Below are 16,911 nucleotides of genomic sequence, written 5' to 3'. Positions count from 1 at the left end.
CGCCGTCAGGGACTCGAACCCCGAACCCAGTGGACAGGGTTCACGTCGCCCGTCGTGAGCCACCATCGGCATCTGTGCTGCTCAGCGACATGATCGAGATGAAGTGATCTTGTGCTGTGGGTGTCCGTCGGTCGCCGTGGTGTGACGTAAGCGGTACTCAATCCGGTCCCCGTCCGGAGGACTTCGGCGACGCGAGGAACGACGAGCTGTGCGCGACCGCCGTCTTCGCCTGGTTGGAGTGGCGGGCCTCGCTGACTGCGAGGGGCGTCTACTGGTCATTCCCGACGTCGGGTCGCGAGGCCCACGAGCTCGGCCGCCGGTCCCGCGAGGGGTCGGCCGCGCGGCCAGACGGCGACGAGCCGTCGGTCGAGGTCGACGCCGACGACGGGCACCGCCACGAGCGTCCCGACCGCGAGCTCGCCCGCCACGACGAGTGAACTAAGGACGGCGGGCGCGACGCCCGCGGCGACCGCACCCTTGATGGCGGTCGTGGACGCGAGCTCCAGGGCGGGCCGGGCGAGGGCGCCGACGGCGTGTTCGAGGAAGGCCCGCGTCCCCGAGCCGTGCTCCCGGGCCACCAGCGGGGTGGCGCGGAGCCGCTCGGCGTCGATCCCCCGTCGTCGGGACGCCCACGCGTGGCCGGGCGCGACGACGAGCGTGAGCCGGTCGCGGGCGACGACCTGGGCGTCGAGGTCGTCGGACACCGCCGGCCCCTCGACGAAGCCGAGGTCCGCCGCGCCGGCGAGGACGTCCGCCGCCACGTCCGTGGAGTTGCGCGAGGACAGTGACACCGACGTCTCCGGGTGCTCGGTGCGCAGCGCGACCAGCCAGCGGGGGAGCAGGTACTCGGCGACGGTGAGGCTCGCCGCCACCCGCAGCCGGGCGGCCTGCTCGCTGCGGATCGACGTGACCCCGGCGTCGAGGGCCTCGGCCGCGTCGACGGCGACCCGCGCCCAGTCCGCCACCAGTGCCCCGTGCGGGGTGAGCCGGGTCCCGCGCGGTGACCGCTCCAGCAGCGTCACCCCGAGGGCACCCTCCAGCGAACGGATGCGGGCACTGACCGCCGCCTGGGTGACCCCGTGCCGCTCGGCGGCCCGCCCCATGCTGCCCAGCTCGGCCACCGAGAGGAGGACGTCGTAGGGACCGAGGTCGACCACACGGGGACTCAGGGGCACAAGCGCAGCTTATGACCCCACGAGGTCGGACCGCCTACTCGATCACCTCGCCGCGGACCAGTCTCGGAGCCATGACATTGATCGACGAGCGCGAGACGACGACCGGTCCCGCCACCGAGAAGGCGACGGGACGCCACGAGGCGGTGCCGGCCCACGGGTTCGCCCGCATCGGCCTGCTCCGGGACCTCGAGCGGCCCCGCGAGATGTTCGCGAACCTCGGGCCGAACTGGTACTCGTCGATCATGGGCACCGGCATCGTCGGCGGTGCCGCCGCCACGCTGCCCATCCAGTTCCCGGGTCTGCGGGTCTTCGGCACGGTCGTGTGGGGCCTCGCAGCCGTGCTGCTGGTGCTGCTCACCACGGCGTGGGCCGTGCACTGGATCCGGCACACCGAGACCGCCCGCGGGCACGCCGCGAACCCGGTGATGGGGCAGTTCTGGGGTGCGGTCGCGATGGGGGTCATGACCGTCGGCGCCGGGGCCGGGTCGCTCGGCGGCGCCGTCCTCGGGACCTCGACGGCGATCACGGTCGACTGGGTGCTCTGGAGCGTCGGGACCGCCATCGGGCTCGTGACGACGGCGGCGATCCCCTACCTCATGATCACGCGTGGGAACGTGGCGGCCGACGGGGCCTTCGGCGGCTGGCTGATGCCCGTCGTGCCCCCGATGGTCTCGGCCGCGAACGGTGCGCTGCTCGTCGGGCACCTCCCGGCCGGCACCGGCAAGGAGACGATGCTCCTGGCCTGCTACGCGATGTTCGGGGTCAGCCTCTTCGCGACCCTGGCGATCCTGCCCCAGATCTGGAACAAGCTCGTCGTGCACGGCACCGGGCCGGCGGCGACCGTCCCGACGATGTGGATCGTCCTCGGCCCGCTCGGGCAGTCGGTGACGGCGGCGAACCTGCTCGGCAACCAGGCCCGGGGTGTCCTGCCCGAGCCCTACGCCACCGGGGCCGAGGTCTTCGGCCTGCTCTACGGCGTGCCGACCTGGGGCTTCGCGATGGTCTGGATGGCGCTCGCGGCGGCGGTGACGATCCGGACCGCCTGCCGGAAGCTGCCGTTCGCCCTGACCTGGTGGAGCTTCACGTTCCCGGTGGGCACCGTGGTCACCGGCACGAGCGCCCTCGCCGCCCGCATGCACCTGCCGGCCTTCGCCTGGGGCGCCCTCGCGCTCTACGTCCTGCTGGTCGCCGCGTGGGCCGTGGTCGCGACCCGCACCGCACACGGCAGCGTCGTTCGCGGGCACCTGTTCGCCTGATCGCCGCATCTCGTTCTGGACCCCAAGGCCGAGCCTTGGGGTCCAGACGTACGAGACAGGGAAGGAAGCGGGCATGACCGACACGCAGGCCGCGCCCGATCACCGGCGCCTGCTCCTCCGCGACCTGGAACAGCCGCGCGACCTCTTCGCCAACATCGGGCCGAACTGGTACGCGTCGGTGATGGGCACCGGCATCGTCGGGGGCGCTGCCGCGACCCTCCCGATCCAGTTCCCCGGCCTGCGGGGCTGGGGGACCTTGATCTGGGGCCTCGCGACCGTGTGGCTCGTCGTCCTCACCGCCGCCTGGGCGGTGCACTGGATCCGGCACACGGAGCAGGCCAAGGGCCACGCGACGAACCCGACGATGGCCCAGTTCTGGGGCGCTCCCGCCATGGGGCTGATGACGATCGGGCTCGGCTTCGCCCAGTTCGGGCCGTCGCTCATCGGCGCCACGACCGCCCTCGCCGCGAGTTGGGTCCTCTGGAGCCTCGGCACGGCCCTCGGCCTGTTCACCACGGCGTGGATCCCGTACATGATGATCACCCGGCACGAGATCGGGCAGGACCACGCCTTCGGCGGCTGGCTGATGCCGGTGGTCCCGCCGATGGTCTCCGCGGCGAACGGCTCCCTGCTGATCGGCCACATGCCGCCCGGAGCCGGACGGGAGACGATGCTGCTCGCCTGTTACGCGATGTTCGGGGTCAGCCTGTTCGCGACGCTCGCGATCCTGCCCCAGATCTGGAACCGGCTCGTCGTGCACGGCGAGGGAGCCGCGTCGGCGGTGCCGACGATGTGGATCGTGCTGGGCCCGCTCGGCCAGTCGGTGACGGCGGCGAACCTGCTCGCGAACCAGGCCCGCGGGACGCTGGGTGAGCCGTACGCGAGCGGCGCCGAGGTGTTCGGCCTCTTCTACGGGTTCGCCACCTGGGGCTTCGCGATGATCTGGATCGGACTCGCGGCGGCCGTCACGATCCGGACCGTCCGCCGGAAGATGCCGTTCGCGCTGACCTGGTGGAGCTTCACCTTCCCCGTCGGTACCTGCGTCACCGGGACCAGCGCGCTGGCCGCCCGGACCCACGTCCCGGCCCTCGCCTGGTGGGCGATGGGCCTCTACGCCCTCCTCGTCGCCGCCTGGCTCGTCGTCGCCGTGCGTACCGCGCACCGCAGCGTCGTCCGTGGCGACATCCTCGCCCCCGCCTGAAGGAGAACCCCGTGTCACCCGTCACCGTCACCATCACCGGCGCCGCCGGCCAGATCGCCTACTCGCTGATCTTCCGCGTCGCCTCCGGCCAGCTCCTCGGCCCGGACGTCCCCGTCCGGCTGCGTCTCCTGGAGATCCCCGCCGCGACCGCGGCCGCCGAGGGGGTAGCCATGGAACTCGACGACTGTGCTTTCTCCCTGCTGCGGGGGGTGGAGGTCACCGACGACCCGAAGGTCGCGTTCGACGGCACCAACGTCGGCCTGCTGGTCGGTGCGCGTCCCCGCGGGAAGGGGATGGAGCGCTCCGATCTGCTGGGGGCCAACGGCGGGATCTTCGGCCCGCAAGGCGCGGCGATCAACGCGCATGCCGCGGACGACGTCCGCGTGCTCGTCGTCGGGAACCCTGCCAACACGAACGCGCTGATCACCCGCGCGCACGCGCCCGACGTCCCCGCGGAGCGCTTCACCTCGATGATGCGCCTGGACCACAACCGTGCGATCGCGCAGCTCGCGAAGCGGGTCGGCGCGGAGAACGACGACGTGCGGCGCATGGTCGTGTGGGGCAACCACTCCTCGACCCAGTACCCCGACATCACCCACGCGGAGGTCTCCGGCCGTCCGGCGACCGAGCTGGTCGACGACGCCTGGGTGCGCGACGACTTCATCCCGACGGTCGCGAAGCGCGGCGCCGCGATCATCGACGCGCGCGGTGCCTCGTCCGCGGCGTCCGCGGCGCACGCTGCCATCGACCAGGTCCGCGACTGGATCCACGGCACCCCGGAGGGCGACTACACCTCGGCCGGGGTCGTCTCGGACGGCTCCTACGGCGTGCCGGAGGGACTCGTCTGTTCCGTTCCGTTGCGCGTGGTCGGCGGACACTACGAGGTCGTGGAGGGGCTCGAGGTCGACGCCTTCTCCCGGGAGCGGATCGACGCGACGGTCGCCGAGCTGACCGCGGAGCGGAACACCGTCTCGGGGCTCGGACTGATCTAGGTGGGTATCCGTCCGTCCGTGGACGACTCGGCACCGGCACCCCACGGCGATCGCCGTGGGTCTCGCCACCCTCGCGGCCTTCGGGCTGTGGAACGCGCCGTCGGTCGCCGAGACACACGTCGAGCGCCCGGCCCAGGTCGTCGCCCAGGCGGTCGCGCTCGGCGTGACGCTGCTGGTCCTGACGCTGGCACGGGCCCACCATGCTCCGTCGGGTGCCACGACACTGCTCATCGCCAGCGGCATCGCGGCCCCCGGAGCACCGCTGATCGGCCTCGTGGTCGGGCTCGTGATCGTCCTCGCCGCCGCCCCGCTGCTCGCGCGCCTCCCCGGGGAGCGGGACGACACCGCGGACCTCGCGGGACCGGAGACTCCGATGGGGTGAGGCGGGGCCGGATCAGGTCGCGGACGGGTCCGAGCCGAGCTCGCCGGGCTCGAGGATCCCGGCCGCGAGGACGTACGCCCCGCCGAAGCCCAGCAGGAACAGGATCCCGTGCAGGATGTGGTCGGGACCGTTGAGACCGAGCGGATTCGGGACCGCCAGGCCGAAGGCCGCCACCAGCAGGAACACGACGGTCTGGACCAGCAGGACCCGGCGCAGCACCTTCGCGGGTGCGAACACCGCGCCACCGACGACGACCGCGGTGACGAGCAGGAGGACCGCGTGGGCGACGTTCACGCGCAGGGCGAGGAAGGTCCCGCCGGGATCGACGAAGCCGGCGATCGCGACGACGAGCAGGATCACCGACTGGACCCCGGAGACGACGCGGCCGACCTTCGCCATCGTCGTCTCGTAGGGGACGTCCCGGGCCGGGGCACGGTCGAAGAGCTCGTCGTCGTCCCAGCCTCCGTGGACCGGGGTGGCCTTTCGACGTCCGTCGTTCGTCATGGCCGTTCGCCTCTTCCCGTGTCGTGGACGCCTCGACGCTAGGGGTGTCGGACGAGGACCAGCACCCACGCCGACCTCATGGGGTCAGAAGGCGGACTTGGGGCCTGCGAGGTGTCGGTCGGACGGACCGGGGGGAACGTGTCGACCATGGGCCCGCAGCGGATCGTGATCGTCGGGGGCGGCTTCGCCGGGGCGGGCGTGGCCCGGCGACTGGAACGCCTCGTCCCGGACGCGGACGTCCGGCTCGTCTGCCCGGACGACCACTCGCTCTACCTGCCCCTGCTGCCCCAGGTGGCGGCCGGGGTGATCCCGCCGCGGGCCGCCGTCGTCGGGCTGTCGCGCTCGCTGCGGCGCACGACGTTGGTGCCCGGCCGCGTCGTCGGGGCGGACCTCGACGCCCGTCGGCTGGTCGTCGAGGCGATTACGGGTGCTCGGGAGGTCGTGCCCTACGACCGGCTCGTACTCGCGCCGGGCAGCGTCACGAAGGTCATGGACATCCCGGGCCTGCGCGAGTGCGGCCGAGGGTGCAAGACCCTCGCGGAGGCCGACTTCCTACGCGATCACGTGCTCTCCCAGCTCGAGCTCGCGAACGCCAGCTCGGATCCGGACGAGCGTGCCCGACGCTGCCGGTTCGTCGTCGTCGGCGGTGGCTACGCCGGGGTCGAGACCGCCGCGAACCTCCAGCTCATGACGACGGCCGCCGCCCGGCGATCGCGCAACCTCACCGTCAGCGACGTCCGGTGGCACGTCGTGCAGCACGCCGACGAGCTCATGCCGGGCCTCGGCGCGGCGCTCGGCGCGGACACGAAGGAGATCCTGGAGAGCCGCGGGGTGCACGTCGACCTCTCGACGAGCCTCACCGCGGCCGACGACGACTCCGTGACCCTCTCCGACGGGCGCACCCTGGCGACGAACACGCTGATCTGGACCGCCGGCGTCGCGCCCAGCCCGCTGATGGAACGGCTGGGAGCGGAGACGACGAAGGGACGCCTGGTGGTGGGCGCGGACCTCGCGGTGCCGGGCCGGCCGGAGGTCTTCGCGCTCGGCGACGCCGCGGCGGTGCCGGACCTGGTGAGCGGGGGTGACGCGGTCTGTCCCCCCACGGCACAGCACGCGACGCGGCAGGCCCCGGTCGCCGCGGCCAACGTCGCCGCCTCGCTCCGCGGAGCTCCGGGGCGGGACTACCGACACCACGACCTCGGCCTCGTCGTCGACCTCGGCGGCCGCGAGGCCGTGGCGAAACCGCTCGGCGTCGACCTCGCCGGCCTACCCGCCCAGGCGGTGACGCGCGGTTACCACCTCTGGGCGCTGCGATCACCGGGTGCCGTCGCCCGGGTCGCCACCAACTGGGCGCTGCACGGGCTCGGAGCGAGCCATGCGGTGCGGATGGGCTTCCTGACGGGCGCCAGCGGCCGCCTCGCCGAGTTCGAACAGACCGACGACTACCTGACCGCCGACCAGGCCCGGGCCGCCGCGGGGGTTCCGTGACCGGCGTCGCGATCCTGCTCGCCGCCGTCGCGGCCACCTGCAACGCCGCCGGCGACCTGCTCCAGCGTCGTTCGGCACGCAGCGAGACGAGCGACCTGCGCGGGTCGCTCTCGCTCGTCGGACGGCTGCTGCGGCAGAAGGCCTGGCTCGCCGGGGTCGTCGTGAGCCTGGCGGGCCTGTGCATCCACGTCACCGCGCTCTCGCTGGGGGAGCTCGCCACCGTGCAGCCGGTCCTGGTCGCCGAGCTCCCGCTGGCGGTGCTCGGATCGGCGTTCTTCTTCGGCCGACGGCTCGCGCGGCGTGACTGGGTGGCGGTGGCGGCGCTCGCCGTCGGCCTCGTACTGTTCGTGGTCTTCCTGCAGCCGACCGGCGGGGCGCCGCTGCAGGTGTCCGGTCCGCAGTGGGCGCTCGGGCTCGGCGTCGTCGGCGTGCTGATGATCGTGCTGGTGACCGCGGGGTGGCGGGCAGAGAACGACCTGCGGGGCGGTCTGCTCAGCGCGGCCGCCGGGGTCGGCTACGGGCTGACCGGGGTGCTGTTCTCCGTGGCGGGCAAGGCCCTGGGCGCCGACGGCCTCGCCGGCGCCCTCACCACCTGGCAGACCTACGCCGCCGTCGCCGCCGGGAGCATCTCCTTCTACCTGCTCCAGAACGCCCTGGTGGCGGGCAAGCTGGTCGCGGTCGAGCCCGGTCTGACGCTCGCGAACCCGATCGTCGCGGTGACCTGGGGACTCGTGGTGTTCGGGGAGCAGGCCCGAGGCGGCGGCGCCGTCGTCGGGAGCGCGATCGGCGGAGTGCTCCTGGCCTCGGGCGTGGTGCTGCTGGCCCGTTCGCCCGTCCTCGAGAACCATCACCGCGATCCGCGGGACGAGCCGTCGCCGGTCGGTCCGTGACCACGGGAAGAAGGATCATCCCGGCACGGTGACGACGAGACCGTGCGCCCGCGCGTGCTCGGCGAGTCGACGATCAGTAGAGCATCAGGAGCGCTCGTCCTCGCGCGCGGCCGCGAGGAGTGCACCGGCGTCGTCCGACGAGACCGGGCCCGAGGGGCGGGGGACGGGACCCGCGAGAGTCGGCGGGTGGACCCGTCCGGCCGCGATGAGTTCGGCCAGCTCCGGTGGAGCGACGGGCGAGAGGTGGGCGATCACCCGCCCCCGCTCGGTGACCGCGAGATGTTCTCCGGCCTCCACCCGGGCCAACACGCCGGAGGTGTCCTGGTTGAGCGCCCGGACGGGGACCTCGTTCACACCATCACTGAACTACATCGGTACTACTTCGGCGTGCGTCCACCTGCTCGCGCTCCGGGTCGGGGGCGAGTGGATCGGGGGCGCCGGGCAGGCCGTCCCCGAGCCCGGCCGTGTAGGTCGAGCGCCGCTCGAGGAGCCGGGCCACCAGCGTGCCCAATGTGGCGGCCAGCGCGAGCGGGACGAGCATCCCCTGCCCGACGTGGGTCAGCTCGAGGAGCAGCACGACGGTCGAGAGCGGCGCCTGCAGCGAGGCGGCGAGGAAGGCCGCGCCGCCGACCAGCGCGTAGGCGCCCAGCGGGCTGCCGGCCCACACGAGGATCCAGAGGTGACCCAGGGCGGCGCCCAGCAGGGCCCCGGTCGCGAGGGTCGGGGTGAAGAGGCCCCCGGTCGCCCCGCTGCGCAAGGAGGCGGCCGTGACCAGGGGCTTGAGCACGGCGAGGACCACGAGGAGCCCGAGCGACCCCCCACCGTCGAGCACCAGCTGCACGGGCCCCTTGCCGTTGCCCAGGACCTCCGGGAACGGGATGGCCAGCGCCCCGATCGCGGCGAACACGGCGGTGGTGGCGAGCGGGAGGCGCCAGGAGGTCGGACGACCGCGCCTCGCCCATGCGACGAGATGGACGAACCCGACTGCGGCGACGGCCGCGATCGGCGCGACCAGGACCGCGAAGAGGAGCACCGAGCCGCTGGTCGGCAGCGACGCGAACAGGTAGACCGGCCGGTCACCGATGACGATCCAGGCGCACACCGCGGCAAGGACGGACGTGACGACCGCCGGCAGCACCAGCGGGATGGCGAGCGAGCCGAGCAGCACCTCGAGCGTGAACAGCGCCCCGCCGAACGGCACGTTGTAGACCGCCGCCAGACCGGCACCGGCGCCGCAGGCGATGATCGTCCGTTGCTGGGCCGAGGACAGCCCGGCGAGCTCGGAGAGCCGGGAGCCCAGCGCGGCGGCGACCTCCCGCGGCGCGCCCTCGCGGCCGAGCGACGCCCCCATCCCGACGATGACGATCTGCAGGACCGCGTCGAGCGCCGTCCGCACGAACCCCATCCGGCCGCGTTCGGTCCACACCGATTCCGAGACCCCGGAGGAGCGTCCCAGCCACCGGCTGACCGGACCGCGCAGCAACCACCATCCGAGGCCGGCGACGAGGCCGGCGAGGGCGAGGACCCCCAGGCGCCGCCACCACGGCGCCTGCTCCACACCCTGGAGGAATGTCTCCTCGGTGTAGCCGAAGGCGGTGTGCTGCACGAGGTAGAGCAGCAGCGTCAACGCGCCGCCCGCGAAGCCCGCCCCGACGCCGGTCAGCAGCACCACGACCCAGAACCGGGGGCTCAGCGTGATCAGGCCCCGGTGGCCCTCCGGGGCGTTCGGCTGCTGCACGAGCCCCTCCTAGACGATCACCGCGACGCCGCTGAGAACAGCCAGCACCGCCACCGACCACCCGAGCAGCGGGACAGCACGCGACGGCGCGAGCGGCACCGGCAGCGGGGAGTGCCTCAGGGCCCGCGTGCGGCGCCGTCCGTAGATCGCGGTCGCGACGGCGATGACCAGGGCGAGGGAGGCGGGGATCAGCGCGAGGGTCAGCTGCGCGTGCTGGAGCTCGCGGATCGCGAGCAGCGCCGCGTTGCCGGCCACGCCCAGCGAGGTCCGGCTCCAGGCAAGACCGGTCCGTTCCGCCTGGAGCCCCGCGTCGGACGGGGAGGTCACGTCGCGCCCCGGAGCACGATCAGCACCAGCCCGAACAGCGCCAGCACGACGAGGCCCGCCGCGAGCACCCAGGGAATCCGCTGCGCGGGCAGCGGGCGGTCACGGCGGATCGCGGTCTCGACGCTCCGCCACCGCAGGACGCCGGAAGCCGCCGCGACCACGGCGAGCGACGCCAGCAACCCGCCGGTCACCGCGCGGGCGCCCGGGATGGTGAACGCCGGGACGAGCTGGACGATCGCGACGCCGGCCGCGAGCAGGGACAACGACGTCCGCAGCCAGGCGAGGAAGGTCCGCTCGTTGGCCAGGGTGAACCGGTAGTCCGGCTCGCGCTCGTCGTCCGGCCCGCCGGTGTGTTCCTCCTCCGGGGGGGCCGCTCCGGCTTCTGCCATGCGTTGTCCTCCGCTCACGTCCCGGTGAGTGTTCACCATTGCGGGCTGTCGATCACACCAGCACCAAGCACCGTGCATGTGGTCCCAAAGCCTGAGAGCGGTATCACACGAAACGGATCTTGCTTAACGTCAGGTGACCGGATCATGAACGGACGGGGGAGAACCGCGTGCGCTACGGCTTCGCGATCGACCAGCGGACCTGTATCGGGTGCCACGCGTGCACGGTCGCGTGCAAGACCGAGCACGAGGTCCCGGTCGGTCAGTTCCGGACCTGGGTGAAGTACGTCGACCAGGGCACCTTCCCCTCGAACACCCGCGACTTCGGGGTGATGCGGTGCAACCACTGCACCGATGCCCCATGCGTGCGGATCTGTCCGACGAAGGCGCTGTTCACCCGCGAGGACGGGATCGTCGACTTCGACCGGGACCGCTGCATCGGCTGCAAGAGCTGCATGCAGGGCTGCCCGTACGACGCCATCTACATCGACGACGACACCCACACCGCCGCGAAGTGCAACTTCTGCGCCCACCGGGTGGACGAGGGGCTCGAGCCGGCCTGCGTGGTCGTGTGCCCCACGCACTCGATCTGGGTCGGCGACCTCTCGGACCCGAACTCGGGGATCGCGCGCCTGGTGGCCGACAACCCGGTCCAGGTCCGGGCTCCGGAGCAGGGCACTGGTCCGAACGTGTTCTACCTCGGGTCGGACCGCGCCGTCCTCGATCCGGTCTCGGCCCCCGCGCAGGGCGGCTACATCTACTCGACGCCCGACCCGCACCGGGCCGAGGTCGCCGCGGACATGCCGCTCGATCCGGTCACCCAGGCCCGCACCACGCTCGACACCGCGCACCCGCGGCCCTGGGGCTGGCGCGTCACCACCTACCTGTGGACCAAGGCGCTGGGCGCCGGGGCGATGCTGCTGGCCACGCTCGCGCAGCTCTTCGGCATCCCGCTCGGCGGGATCGGGATGATCGTCGCGCCCGCCCTCGGGGTGGCCGGCATCGCGATCACCGGCGCCCTGCTCGTCTGGGACCTCAAGCGGCCCGAGCGCTTCTACTACATCCTGACCAAGCCCAACCCGACGTCGTGGCTGTTCTGGGGCTCGGTCGTCCTCGGCGTCGGGGCCGCGCTGTTCGGCATCTGGCTGCTGATGGGCATCGCGGTCGTCGCCGGGCTCGTCGCTCCCGCCACGATGTCGCCCTGGTTCACCGGCCTCGCGATCCCTGCGTTCCTCGCCGCCGCGATGGTCACCGGCTACACCGGGTTCCTGTTCAACCAGGCCGAGGGTCGCGACCTCTGGCAGTCGCCGCTGCTGTTCTGGCACCTCGTCGTGCAGGCCTTCGGGGTCGGTGGCGGCGGGCTGCTCGTCGCCGCGCTCTTCGGCGACGTCGACGAGACCGCGCTCGCCCTGCTCGCCGGCGCCCTCACGCTCGGGATCGCCGTCCACGTCGTGATGCTCGTCTTCGAGTACCTCGGGCAGCACGAGACCCGCCAGGCCTCGACGGCCGCGCACCTGGTGACCCATGGCCGGTACGCCACGACGTTCTGGTTCGGCGGGATCGGCCTCGCCGTCGTCGCCGCCGTCCTCGGCGCGATCGGATGGGCCGGGGTGCTCGTCGTCGGCGCGATCGGCGGGCTGCTCGCCCAGGCCGCGCTGCTCTTCTACGAGTCGGTGTTCGTGCGCGCCGGCCAGGACGTGCCGCTCTCCTGATCCCCGTACTCCCGTCAGCGACCACCACCGCTGGAGGCACCACCATGACAGACATCGCTCCGTCTGATTCGATCCCGACGCGCCCGAGCACCCAACCCACCACCGAGCCCCGGGTCCCGCCCGGGCAGGAGGCGGAGGCAGAACCGGGCCACCCGATGCCGGGCGAACGGCGGCACGAGCACCTGCGCAACTACCCGCCGGTCTCCGACTGGGACCACCATGTCGAGTACGACGCCAAGGCGCACCCACGCAAGGTGCCGCACAGCTACATGCTGATCCCAACGACGTGCTTCAACTGCGAGTCGGCCTGCGGTCTCCTGGCCTACGTCGACAAGGAAGACCTGTCGATCAAGAAGCTGGAGGGCAACCCGGCCCACCCCGGCTCCCGGGGGCGCAACTGCGCCAAGGGTCCCGCCACCGTCAACCAGATCGACGACCCCGAGCGGATCCTGCACCCGCTCAAGCGCGTCGGGGAGCGGGGCGCCGGACAGTGGGAGCAGGTCACCTGGGACGAGGCCCTGGACGACATCGGCGGCCGGATCCGGCGGGCGATCCTCGAGGATCGCCACAACGAGGTCATGTACCACGTGGGTCGGCCCGGGGAGGACGGCTTCGCCGAGCGGTTCCTCGCCGCCTGGGGCGTCGACGGGCACAACAGCCACACGAACGTCTGCTCGTCCGGCGCCCGGCTCGGGATGACACTGTGGGGCGGCTACGACCGGCCCTCTCCCGACCATGCGAACGCGAAGGTCATCCTGCTGCTCTCCAGCCACCTGGAGACCGGGCACTACTTCAACCCTCACGCCCAGCGGATCATGGAGGGCAAGCAGGCCGGCGCCAAGCTCGTCGTCGTGGACCCGCGGATGTCCAACACCGCGAGCCATGCGGACCTGTGGCTGGCGCCCTGGCCCGGCAGCGAGGCCGCGATCCTGTTGGCGATCGCCTCGCACCTGCTCCGCACGCGCCAGATCGACCGCGACTACCTGCGCCGCTGGTTCAACTGGAAGGTCTACCTCGCCGAGCTGCACCCCGAGGCGCCCGTCACGTTCGAGGCGTTCCTCGACCGGCTCGAGGCCGACTACGCGGGCTACACCCCGGAGTTCGCCGCCGAGGAGGCCCAGGTCCCGGTCGAGCGGATCACGGCGCTGTCCGAGCTCGTCGCGCAGTGCGACCACCGGCTCTCGGCCCACGTCTGGCGCTCGGCGTGCGCCGGGAACGAGGGCGGCTGGCAGGTCGCGCGGTCCCTGTGGTTCGTCCTCGCGCTCACCGGCTCCATCGGGACGCCGGGTGGCACCAGCCCCAACGGCTGGGACAAGTTCATCCCGCACGGTCCGGGCATGCCGGGTGCCCACGAGCGGTGGAACGAACTCACGTGGCCGCGCGAGTACCCGCTCTCGACGAACGAGATGTCGATCCTGCTGCCGCACTTCCTGGCCGACGAGCGTGCGAAGCTCGACGTCTACTTCTCCCGGGTGTTCAACCCCGTCTGGACCTTCCCCGACGGTTTCTCCTGGATGCGGGCCCTCTCCGACGAGACCAAGGTCGGCTGCCACGTCGCGCTGACGCCCACCTGGTCGGAGACCGCCGAGTTCGCCGACTACGTGCTGCCGATGGGCCACGCCCCCGAGCGCCACGACACGCACTCCTACGAGACCCACGCCGGGCGCTGGCTGGGGTTCCGCCAGCCCGTCCGACGCGTCGCGATGGAGAAGCTCGGGCAGGCCGTCGGCGACACCCGCGACGCGAACCCGGGGGAGGTGTGGGAGGAGAACGAGTTCTGGTTCGAGCTCTCCTGGCGCATCGATCCGGACGGCTCGCTCGGTATCCGGCAGTACTTCGAGTCGCCCTACCGGCCCGGCGAGAAGGTCACCGTCGACGAGTACTACCGCTGGATCTTCGAGAACCGCGTCCCCGGTCTCCCGGCGAAGGCGGAGGCGGAGGGCCTGACGCCGCTGGAGTACATGCGGCGGTACGGCGCGGTCGAGGTCGGCGAGTCGATCTACCGGCAGGACGAGCGACACGTGCCCGACGATGATCTCGTCGGCGCCGAGCCCGACCCTGCCGGTAGCGAGACCGAGGGGGTCCTGCGGACGCCGACGACCGACGAGTCGGCCCCGCCCCTGATCGGCGAGGCCGGCGCGATCGGGGTGCGTCACGACGACGGCACCGAGACGGCGGGCTGGCTCACGCCGTCGCGCAAGCTGGAGGTCTACTCGACCTCGATGCGCGACTGGGGCTGGCCCGAGCACGCCACCCCGGGCTACATCCGGTCCCACGTGGCGCAGCGCGAGATCGACCTCGACGCGGGCGACCTCGTGCTCGTCCCGACCTTCCGGCTGCCGACCCTGATCCACACCCGGTCCGGCAACGCGAAGTACCTCAACGAGATCTCCAACTCCCACCCGCTGTGGCTGAACTCCGTCGACGCCCGCCGCCACGGGGTGGTCACCGGCGACCTGGTCCGGCTCTCCACCGCGATCGGCTACTTCGTCGTTCGGGTCTGGGTCACTGAGGGGATCCGGCCGAGCGTCTGTGCGTTGTCGCACCACATGGGGCGCTGGCGCCTGCACGACGCCGAGGGTTCGCGCTGGGTGTCCGGCCTGGTCGACATCACCCATCCCGACGGCCCGGAGTCGTTCCTGCTGCGCTACCGCGGCGGGGTGAAGCCCTTCACCTCCGACGACCCCGACTCCGAGCGCATCTGGTGGACCGACCCCGGCGTGCACCAGAATCTGGCGTTCGGGGTGCAGCCCGACCCGTGGTCGGGCATGCACTGCTGGCTGCAGAAGGTGCGGATGGAGAAGGCACGTCCGAACGACCGGTACGGAGACGTGTGGGTCGACACCGCCCGCTCGCGCGAGGTCTACCGCGAATGGCTCGCGAAGACCCGCCGGACCACCGGCCCGGGCGGCATGCGCCGTCCCGAGTTCCTCATGCGCCCGATCAAGCCCACCCGCGGCACGTTCCGGGTCGAGCCGTGATCGGGGTCAGGTCGCGGACGGGACTTCCCGACGAGGCGTCGGTGCGCTCCGCACTGTTTGTCGTCACCGACCCCCAGTTCGGGGCCACGGTGGGCGACCTCGGGCTGCTCGACGAGATCGTGGTCGGCCGCGGCGGGCGGGTTCGGGTCGGTCTCTCGCGGCCCGAGCCCGAGGGACCCGACGCCGCGGCCCTACGGACCGCGGTGGAGGCCGCGGTCCGGGAGGTCGACGGCGTGAGCCGGGTCGAGGTCGTCGTCACGACGATGGCCGAGCGCCGGCGGGCGGAGCTGGCGGACCTCCTGCGCCGCCGGTCCGCCACCCGTACCGGGGAGCTCGGCGGCGGATCCGCGCGGGTGTACGCGATCGCCAGCGGGAAGGGCGGCGTCGGTAAGTCGACGGTCACCGCGAACCTGGCGGCGTCGCTCGCGGCCCGGGGAAAGCGCGTGGGCATCCTCGACGCGGACGTCTGGGGCCACTCGATCCCGCAACTGTTCGGGGTGGGGGGCAACCCGGCCGTCGTCGGGGGCGTGATGCTGCCGCACCGGGCCCACGGGGTGGCCCTCATGTCGGTCGGCTTCCTCGTCCCGGAGGGGCAGCCGATCGTCTGGCGCGGGCCGATGCTCCACAAGGCCCTCGAACAGTTCCTCACCGACGTGGCCTGGGGCGAGCTCGACGTGCTCCTGCTCGACCTCCCGCCCGGCACCGGCGACATCACGATGAGCCTGCTCGAACTGGTGCCCGACGCCTCCCTCGTCGCCGTGACCACACCGCAGAAGGCCGCTCGTGACGTGGCCGCCCGGGTGGTCACGATGGCGCGGGAGGCGGGGATGCCGGTGGCGGGTGTCGTCGAGAACATGAGCGCGGCGATCTGCGACCACTGCGGTCACGGCAGCGCGGTGTTCGGCTCGGGCGGCGGGGAGGAGCTGGCCGAGCTCGCCGGGGCGCCCCTGCTCGGACGGGTGCCGCTCGACGTGGCCGCGCGCGAGCACGCCGATGCGGGCGTGCCCGTCGTCGTGGCCGATCCCGGGGCTCCGTCGGCGGTGGAGCTCGTCGCCGTCGCCGCGCGGCTGCCGGTCCGCCGGCGCAGCCTGCTGCACCGCAGCCTCCCGCTGTCCGTGGGGTGAGGTGGGCGGTGGAACGGGCGGACGACGACGAGGAGATCGACGGCCCCGAGGACCAACCGTGCAGCGCCGACGGGTGCGTGGCGGCCGGGGAGTCGGCAGCGGTCGTCCGCGCGGTCGCGTTGCTGGTGGAAGGGGCGGGGCCGGTCCAGGACATGCGGGCCGAGGTGGCGGCGTCCCTGCGATCGATGGCGGCCACGCTGGAGGACACCCATCCCCAGGGACGGATGCTGGCCGCGGACCCCGAGGTGCACGCCTGGGCGTCGCGCCTGCACTGGCTGCTCGGCAGCCCGGCGACCGCGGGCCGGGACGACACGGACGTCGGGTGAGATCGGCGGGACGGGTGTTCCTCGTCCGCCACGGCCGGACGGTCCTCAACGCCGAGGGACGGTTGCGGGGACTGGCGGATCCTCCGCTGGACGACGAGGGTCGCGCCGAGGTCGCCGCGCTCGCGGAGGTCCTCGCCGCGGAACGTCCCCGACGGATCCTCTCGAGCCCCCTGCAGCGTGCCGTGTCCACGGCCGAGGCGATCGGTGAGCGCGTCGGGGTGCGGGTCGAGATCGAGCCTCGCCTGACCGACCGGGACTACGGCGAGTGGACCGGGATGCCGCGCGACGAGGTGATCGGTCTCCACGGTTCGGTGGACGCGGCGCCCGGGGTCGAGGACGGGGACGGGATCACCCGGCGGGTCCGCGAGGTCCTCGACGAGCAGGACGACCGATGGATCGTCGTGGCCGTCGACCGGAAGTCGTGAGCTG

Annotated in this window: 16 protein-coding genes and 1 pseudogene; 11 read left to right on the top strand and 6 right to left on the bottom strand. The window is 72.7% G+C overall.

The annotated features are described in order from the left end of the window. Positions 1-275: 275 nt before the first annotated feature. On the bottom strand, positions 276-1,175 hold the full coding sequence (locus LN037_RS28580; RefSeq protein WP_230759882.1) for a LysR family transcriptional regulator: 900 nt from the start codon (positions 1,173-1,175) through the stop codon (positions 276-278). A gap of 71 nt (positions 1,176-1,246) precedes the next feature. On the opposite strand from LN037_RS28580, the gene LN037_RS28575 reads away from it, so the two are divergent. From LN037_RS28575 to LN037_RS28560, 4 genes and pseudogenes are all read left to right on the top strand, one after another. Next, positions 1,247-2,431, top strand: a complete 1,185-nt coding sequence (locus LN037_RS28575) for a TDT family transporter (RefSeq protein WP_230759881.1) — start codon at positions 1,247-1,249, stop codon at positions 2,429-2,431. 73 nt (positions 2,432-2,504) lie between these two features. Continuing rightward, a complete protein-coding gene (locus LN037_RS28570) occupies positions 2,505-3,632 on the top strand; it encodes a TDT family transporter (protein ID WP_230759879.1) in 1,128 nt (375 codons plus the stop codon). Between the two features lie 11 nt (positions 3,633-3,643). Continuing rightward, complete coding sequence (locus LN037_RS28565; protein ID WP_230759878.1) at positions 3,644-4,624, top strand: malate dehydrogenase; 981 nt, start codon at positions 3,644-3,646, stop codon at positions 4,622-4,624. 28 nt (positions 4,625-4,652) lie between these two features. Continuing rightward, positions 4,653-5,006: pseudogene (locus LN037_RS28560) on the top strand (hypothetical protein); the annotation flags it as partial. Between the two features lie 12 nt (positions 5,007-5,018). On the opposite strand, the gene LN037_RS28555 reads toward LN037_RS28560, so the two are convergent. After that, a complete protein-coding gene (locus LN037_RS28555; RefSeq protein ID WP_230759874.1) occupies positions 5,019-5,510 on the bottom strand; it encodes a hypothetical protein in 492 nt (163 codons plus the stop codon). A 147-nt stretch (positions 5,511-5,657) separates the two neighbouring features. Between LN037_RS28555 and LN037_RS28550 the strand changes: the two genes are divergently transcribed. Together LN037_RS28550 and LN037_RS28545 are read left to right on the top strand one after the other, a co-directional pair. Further along, on the top strand, positions 5,658-6,998 hold the full coding sequence (locus LN037_RS28550) for an NAD(P)/FAD-dependent oxidoreductase (protein ID WP_230759872.1): 1,341 nt from the start codon (positions 5,658-5,660) through the stop codon (positions 6,996-6,998). After that, entirely contained in the window at positions 6,995-7,888 is an 894-nt protein-coding gene (locus LN037_RS28545) for a DMT family transporter (protein WP_230759870.1), read from the top strand. Before LN037_RS28550 ends, LN037_RS28545 begins: the two co-directional genes overlap by 4 nt. Positions 7,889-7,972: 84 nt before the next feature. On the opposite strand, the gene LN037_RS28540 is transcribed toward LN037_RS28545, so the two are convergent. The 4 genes from LN037_RS28540 to LN037_RS28525 are packed head-to-tail and all read right to left on the bottom strand — an operon-like array spanning position 7,973 to position 10,342. Then, on the bottom strand, positions 7,973-8,242 hold the full coding sequence (locus LN037_RS28540; protein WP_230759868.1) for a type II toxin-antitoxin system Phd/YefM family antitoxin: 270 nt from the start codon (positions 8,240-8,242) through the stop codon (positions 7,973-7,975). A gap of 4 nt (positions 8,243-8,246) precedes the next feature. Next, positions 8,247-9,626 carry a chloride channel protein gene (locus LN037_RS28535; protein ID WP_230759866.1) on the bottom strand — a complete coding sequence of 460 codons (1,380 nt, stop codon included), beginning with the start codon at positions 9,624-9,626 and terminating at the stop codon, positions 8,247-8,249. A 9-nt stretch (positions 9,627-9,635) separates the two neighbouring features. Beyond that, the gene (locus LN037_RS28530) at positions 9,636-9,953 is read right to left on the bottom strand and encodes a DUF202 domain-containing protein (protein ID WP_230759864.1); all 318 of its coding nucleotides are present in this window, start codon (positions 9,951-9,953) and stop codon (positions 9,636-9,638) included. Next, positions 9,950-10,342: a YidH family protein gene (locus LN037_RS28525; RefSeq protein ID WP_230759862.1), complete on the bottom strand. Its 393-nt coding sequence runs from the start codon at positions 10,340-10,342 to the stop codon at positions 9,950-9,952. The genes LN037_RS28530 and LN037_RS28525 overlap by 4 nt, the downstream gene beginning before the upstream one ends. Positions 10,343-10,509: 167 nt before the next feature. Between LN037_RS28525 and LN037_RS33925 the strand changes: the two genes are divergently transcribed. The 5 genes from LN037_RS33925 to LN037_RS28500 all read left to right on the top strand — a co-directional run bounded on the left by LN037_RS33925 (position 10,510) and on the right by LN037_RS28500 (position 16,907). Continuing rightward, positions 10,510-12,051, top strand: coding sequence for a 4Fe-4S dicluster domain-containing protein (locus LN037_RS33925; protein ID WP_230759860.1), 1,542 nt, complete (start codon positions 10,510-10,512; stop codon positions 12,049-12,051). 155 nt (positions 12,052-12,206) lie between these two features. Beyond that, on the top strand, positions 12,207-15,032 hold the full coding sequence (locus LN037_RS28515; RefSeq protein WP_230759858.1) for a molybdopterin-dependent oxidoreductase: 2,826 nt from the start codon (positions 12,207-12,209) through the stop codon (positions 15,030-15,032). Between the two features lie 41 nt (positions 15,033-15,073). Further along, a complete protein-coding gene (locus tag LN037_RS28510; protein ID WP_230759856.1) occupies positions 15,074-16,156 on the top strand; it encodes an Mrp/NBP35 family ATP-binding protein in 1,083 nt (360 codons plus the stop codon). Positions 16,157-16,164: 8 nt separating this feature from the next. Further along, complete coding sequence (locus LN037_RS28505; protein WP_230759854.1) at positions 16,165-16,482, top strand: hypothetical protein; 318 nt, start codon at positions 16,165-16,167, stop codon at positions 16,480-16,482. After that, the gene (locus LN037_RS28500; protein WP_230759852.1) at positions 16,479-16,907 is read left to right on the top strand and encodes a histidine phosphatase family protein; all 429 of its coding nucleotides are present in this window, start codon (positions 16,479-16,481) and stop codon (positions 16,905-16,907) included. Before LN037_RS28505 ends, LN037_RS28500 begins: the two co-directional genes overlap by 4 nt. Positions 16,908-16,911 lie beyond the last annotated feature (4 nt).

The organism is Actinomycetospora soli (assembly GCF_021026295.1).
Lineage (GTDB): Bacteria > Actinomycetota > Actinomycetes > Mycobacteriales > Pseudonocardiaceae > Actinomycetospora > Actinomycetospora soli.
The sequence above is the reverse complement of the archived record's forward strand: the minus strand, read 5'-3'. Positions and strand labels throughout refer to the sequence as shown.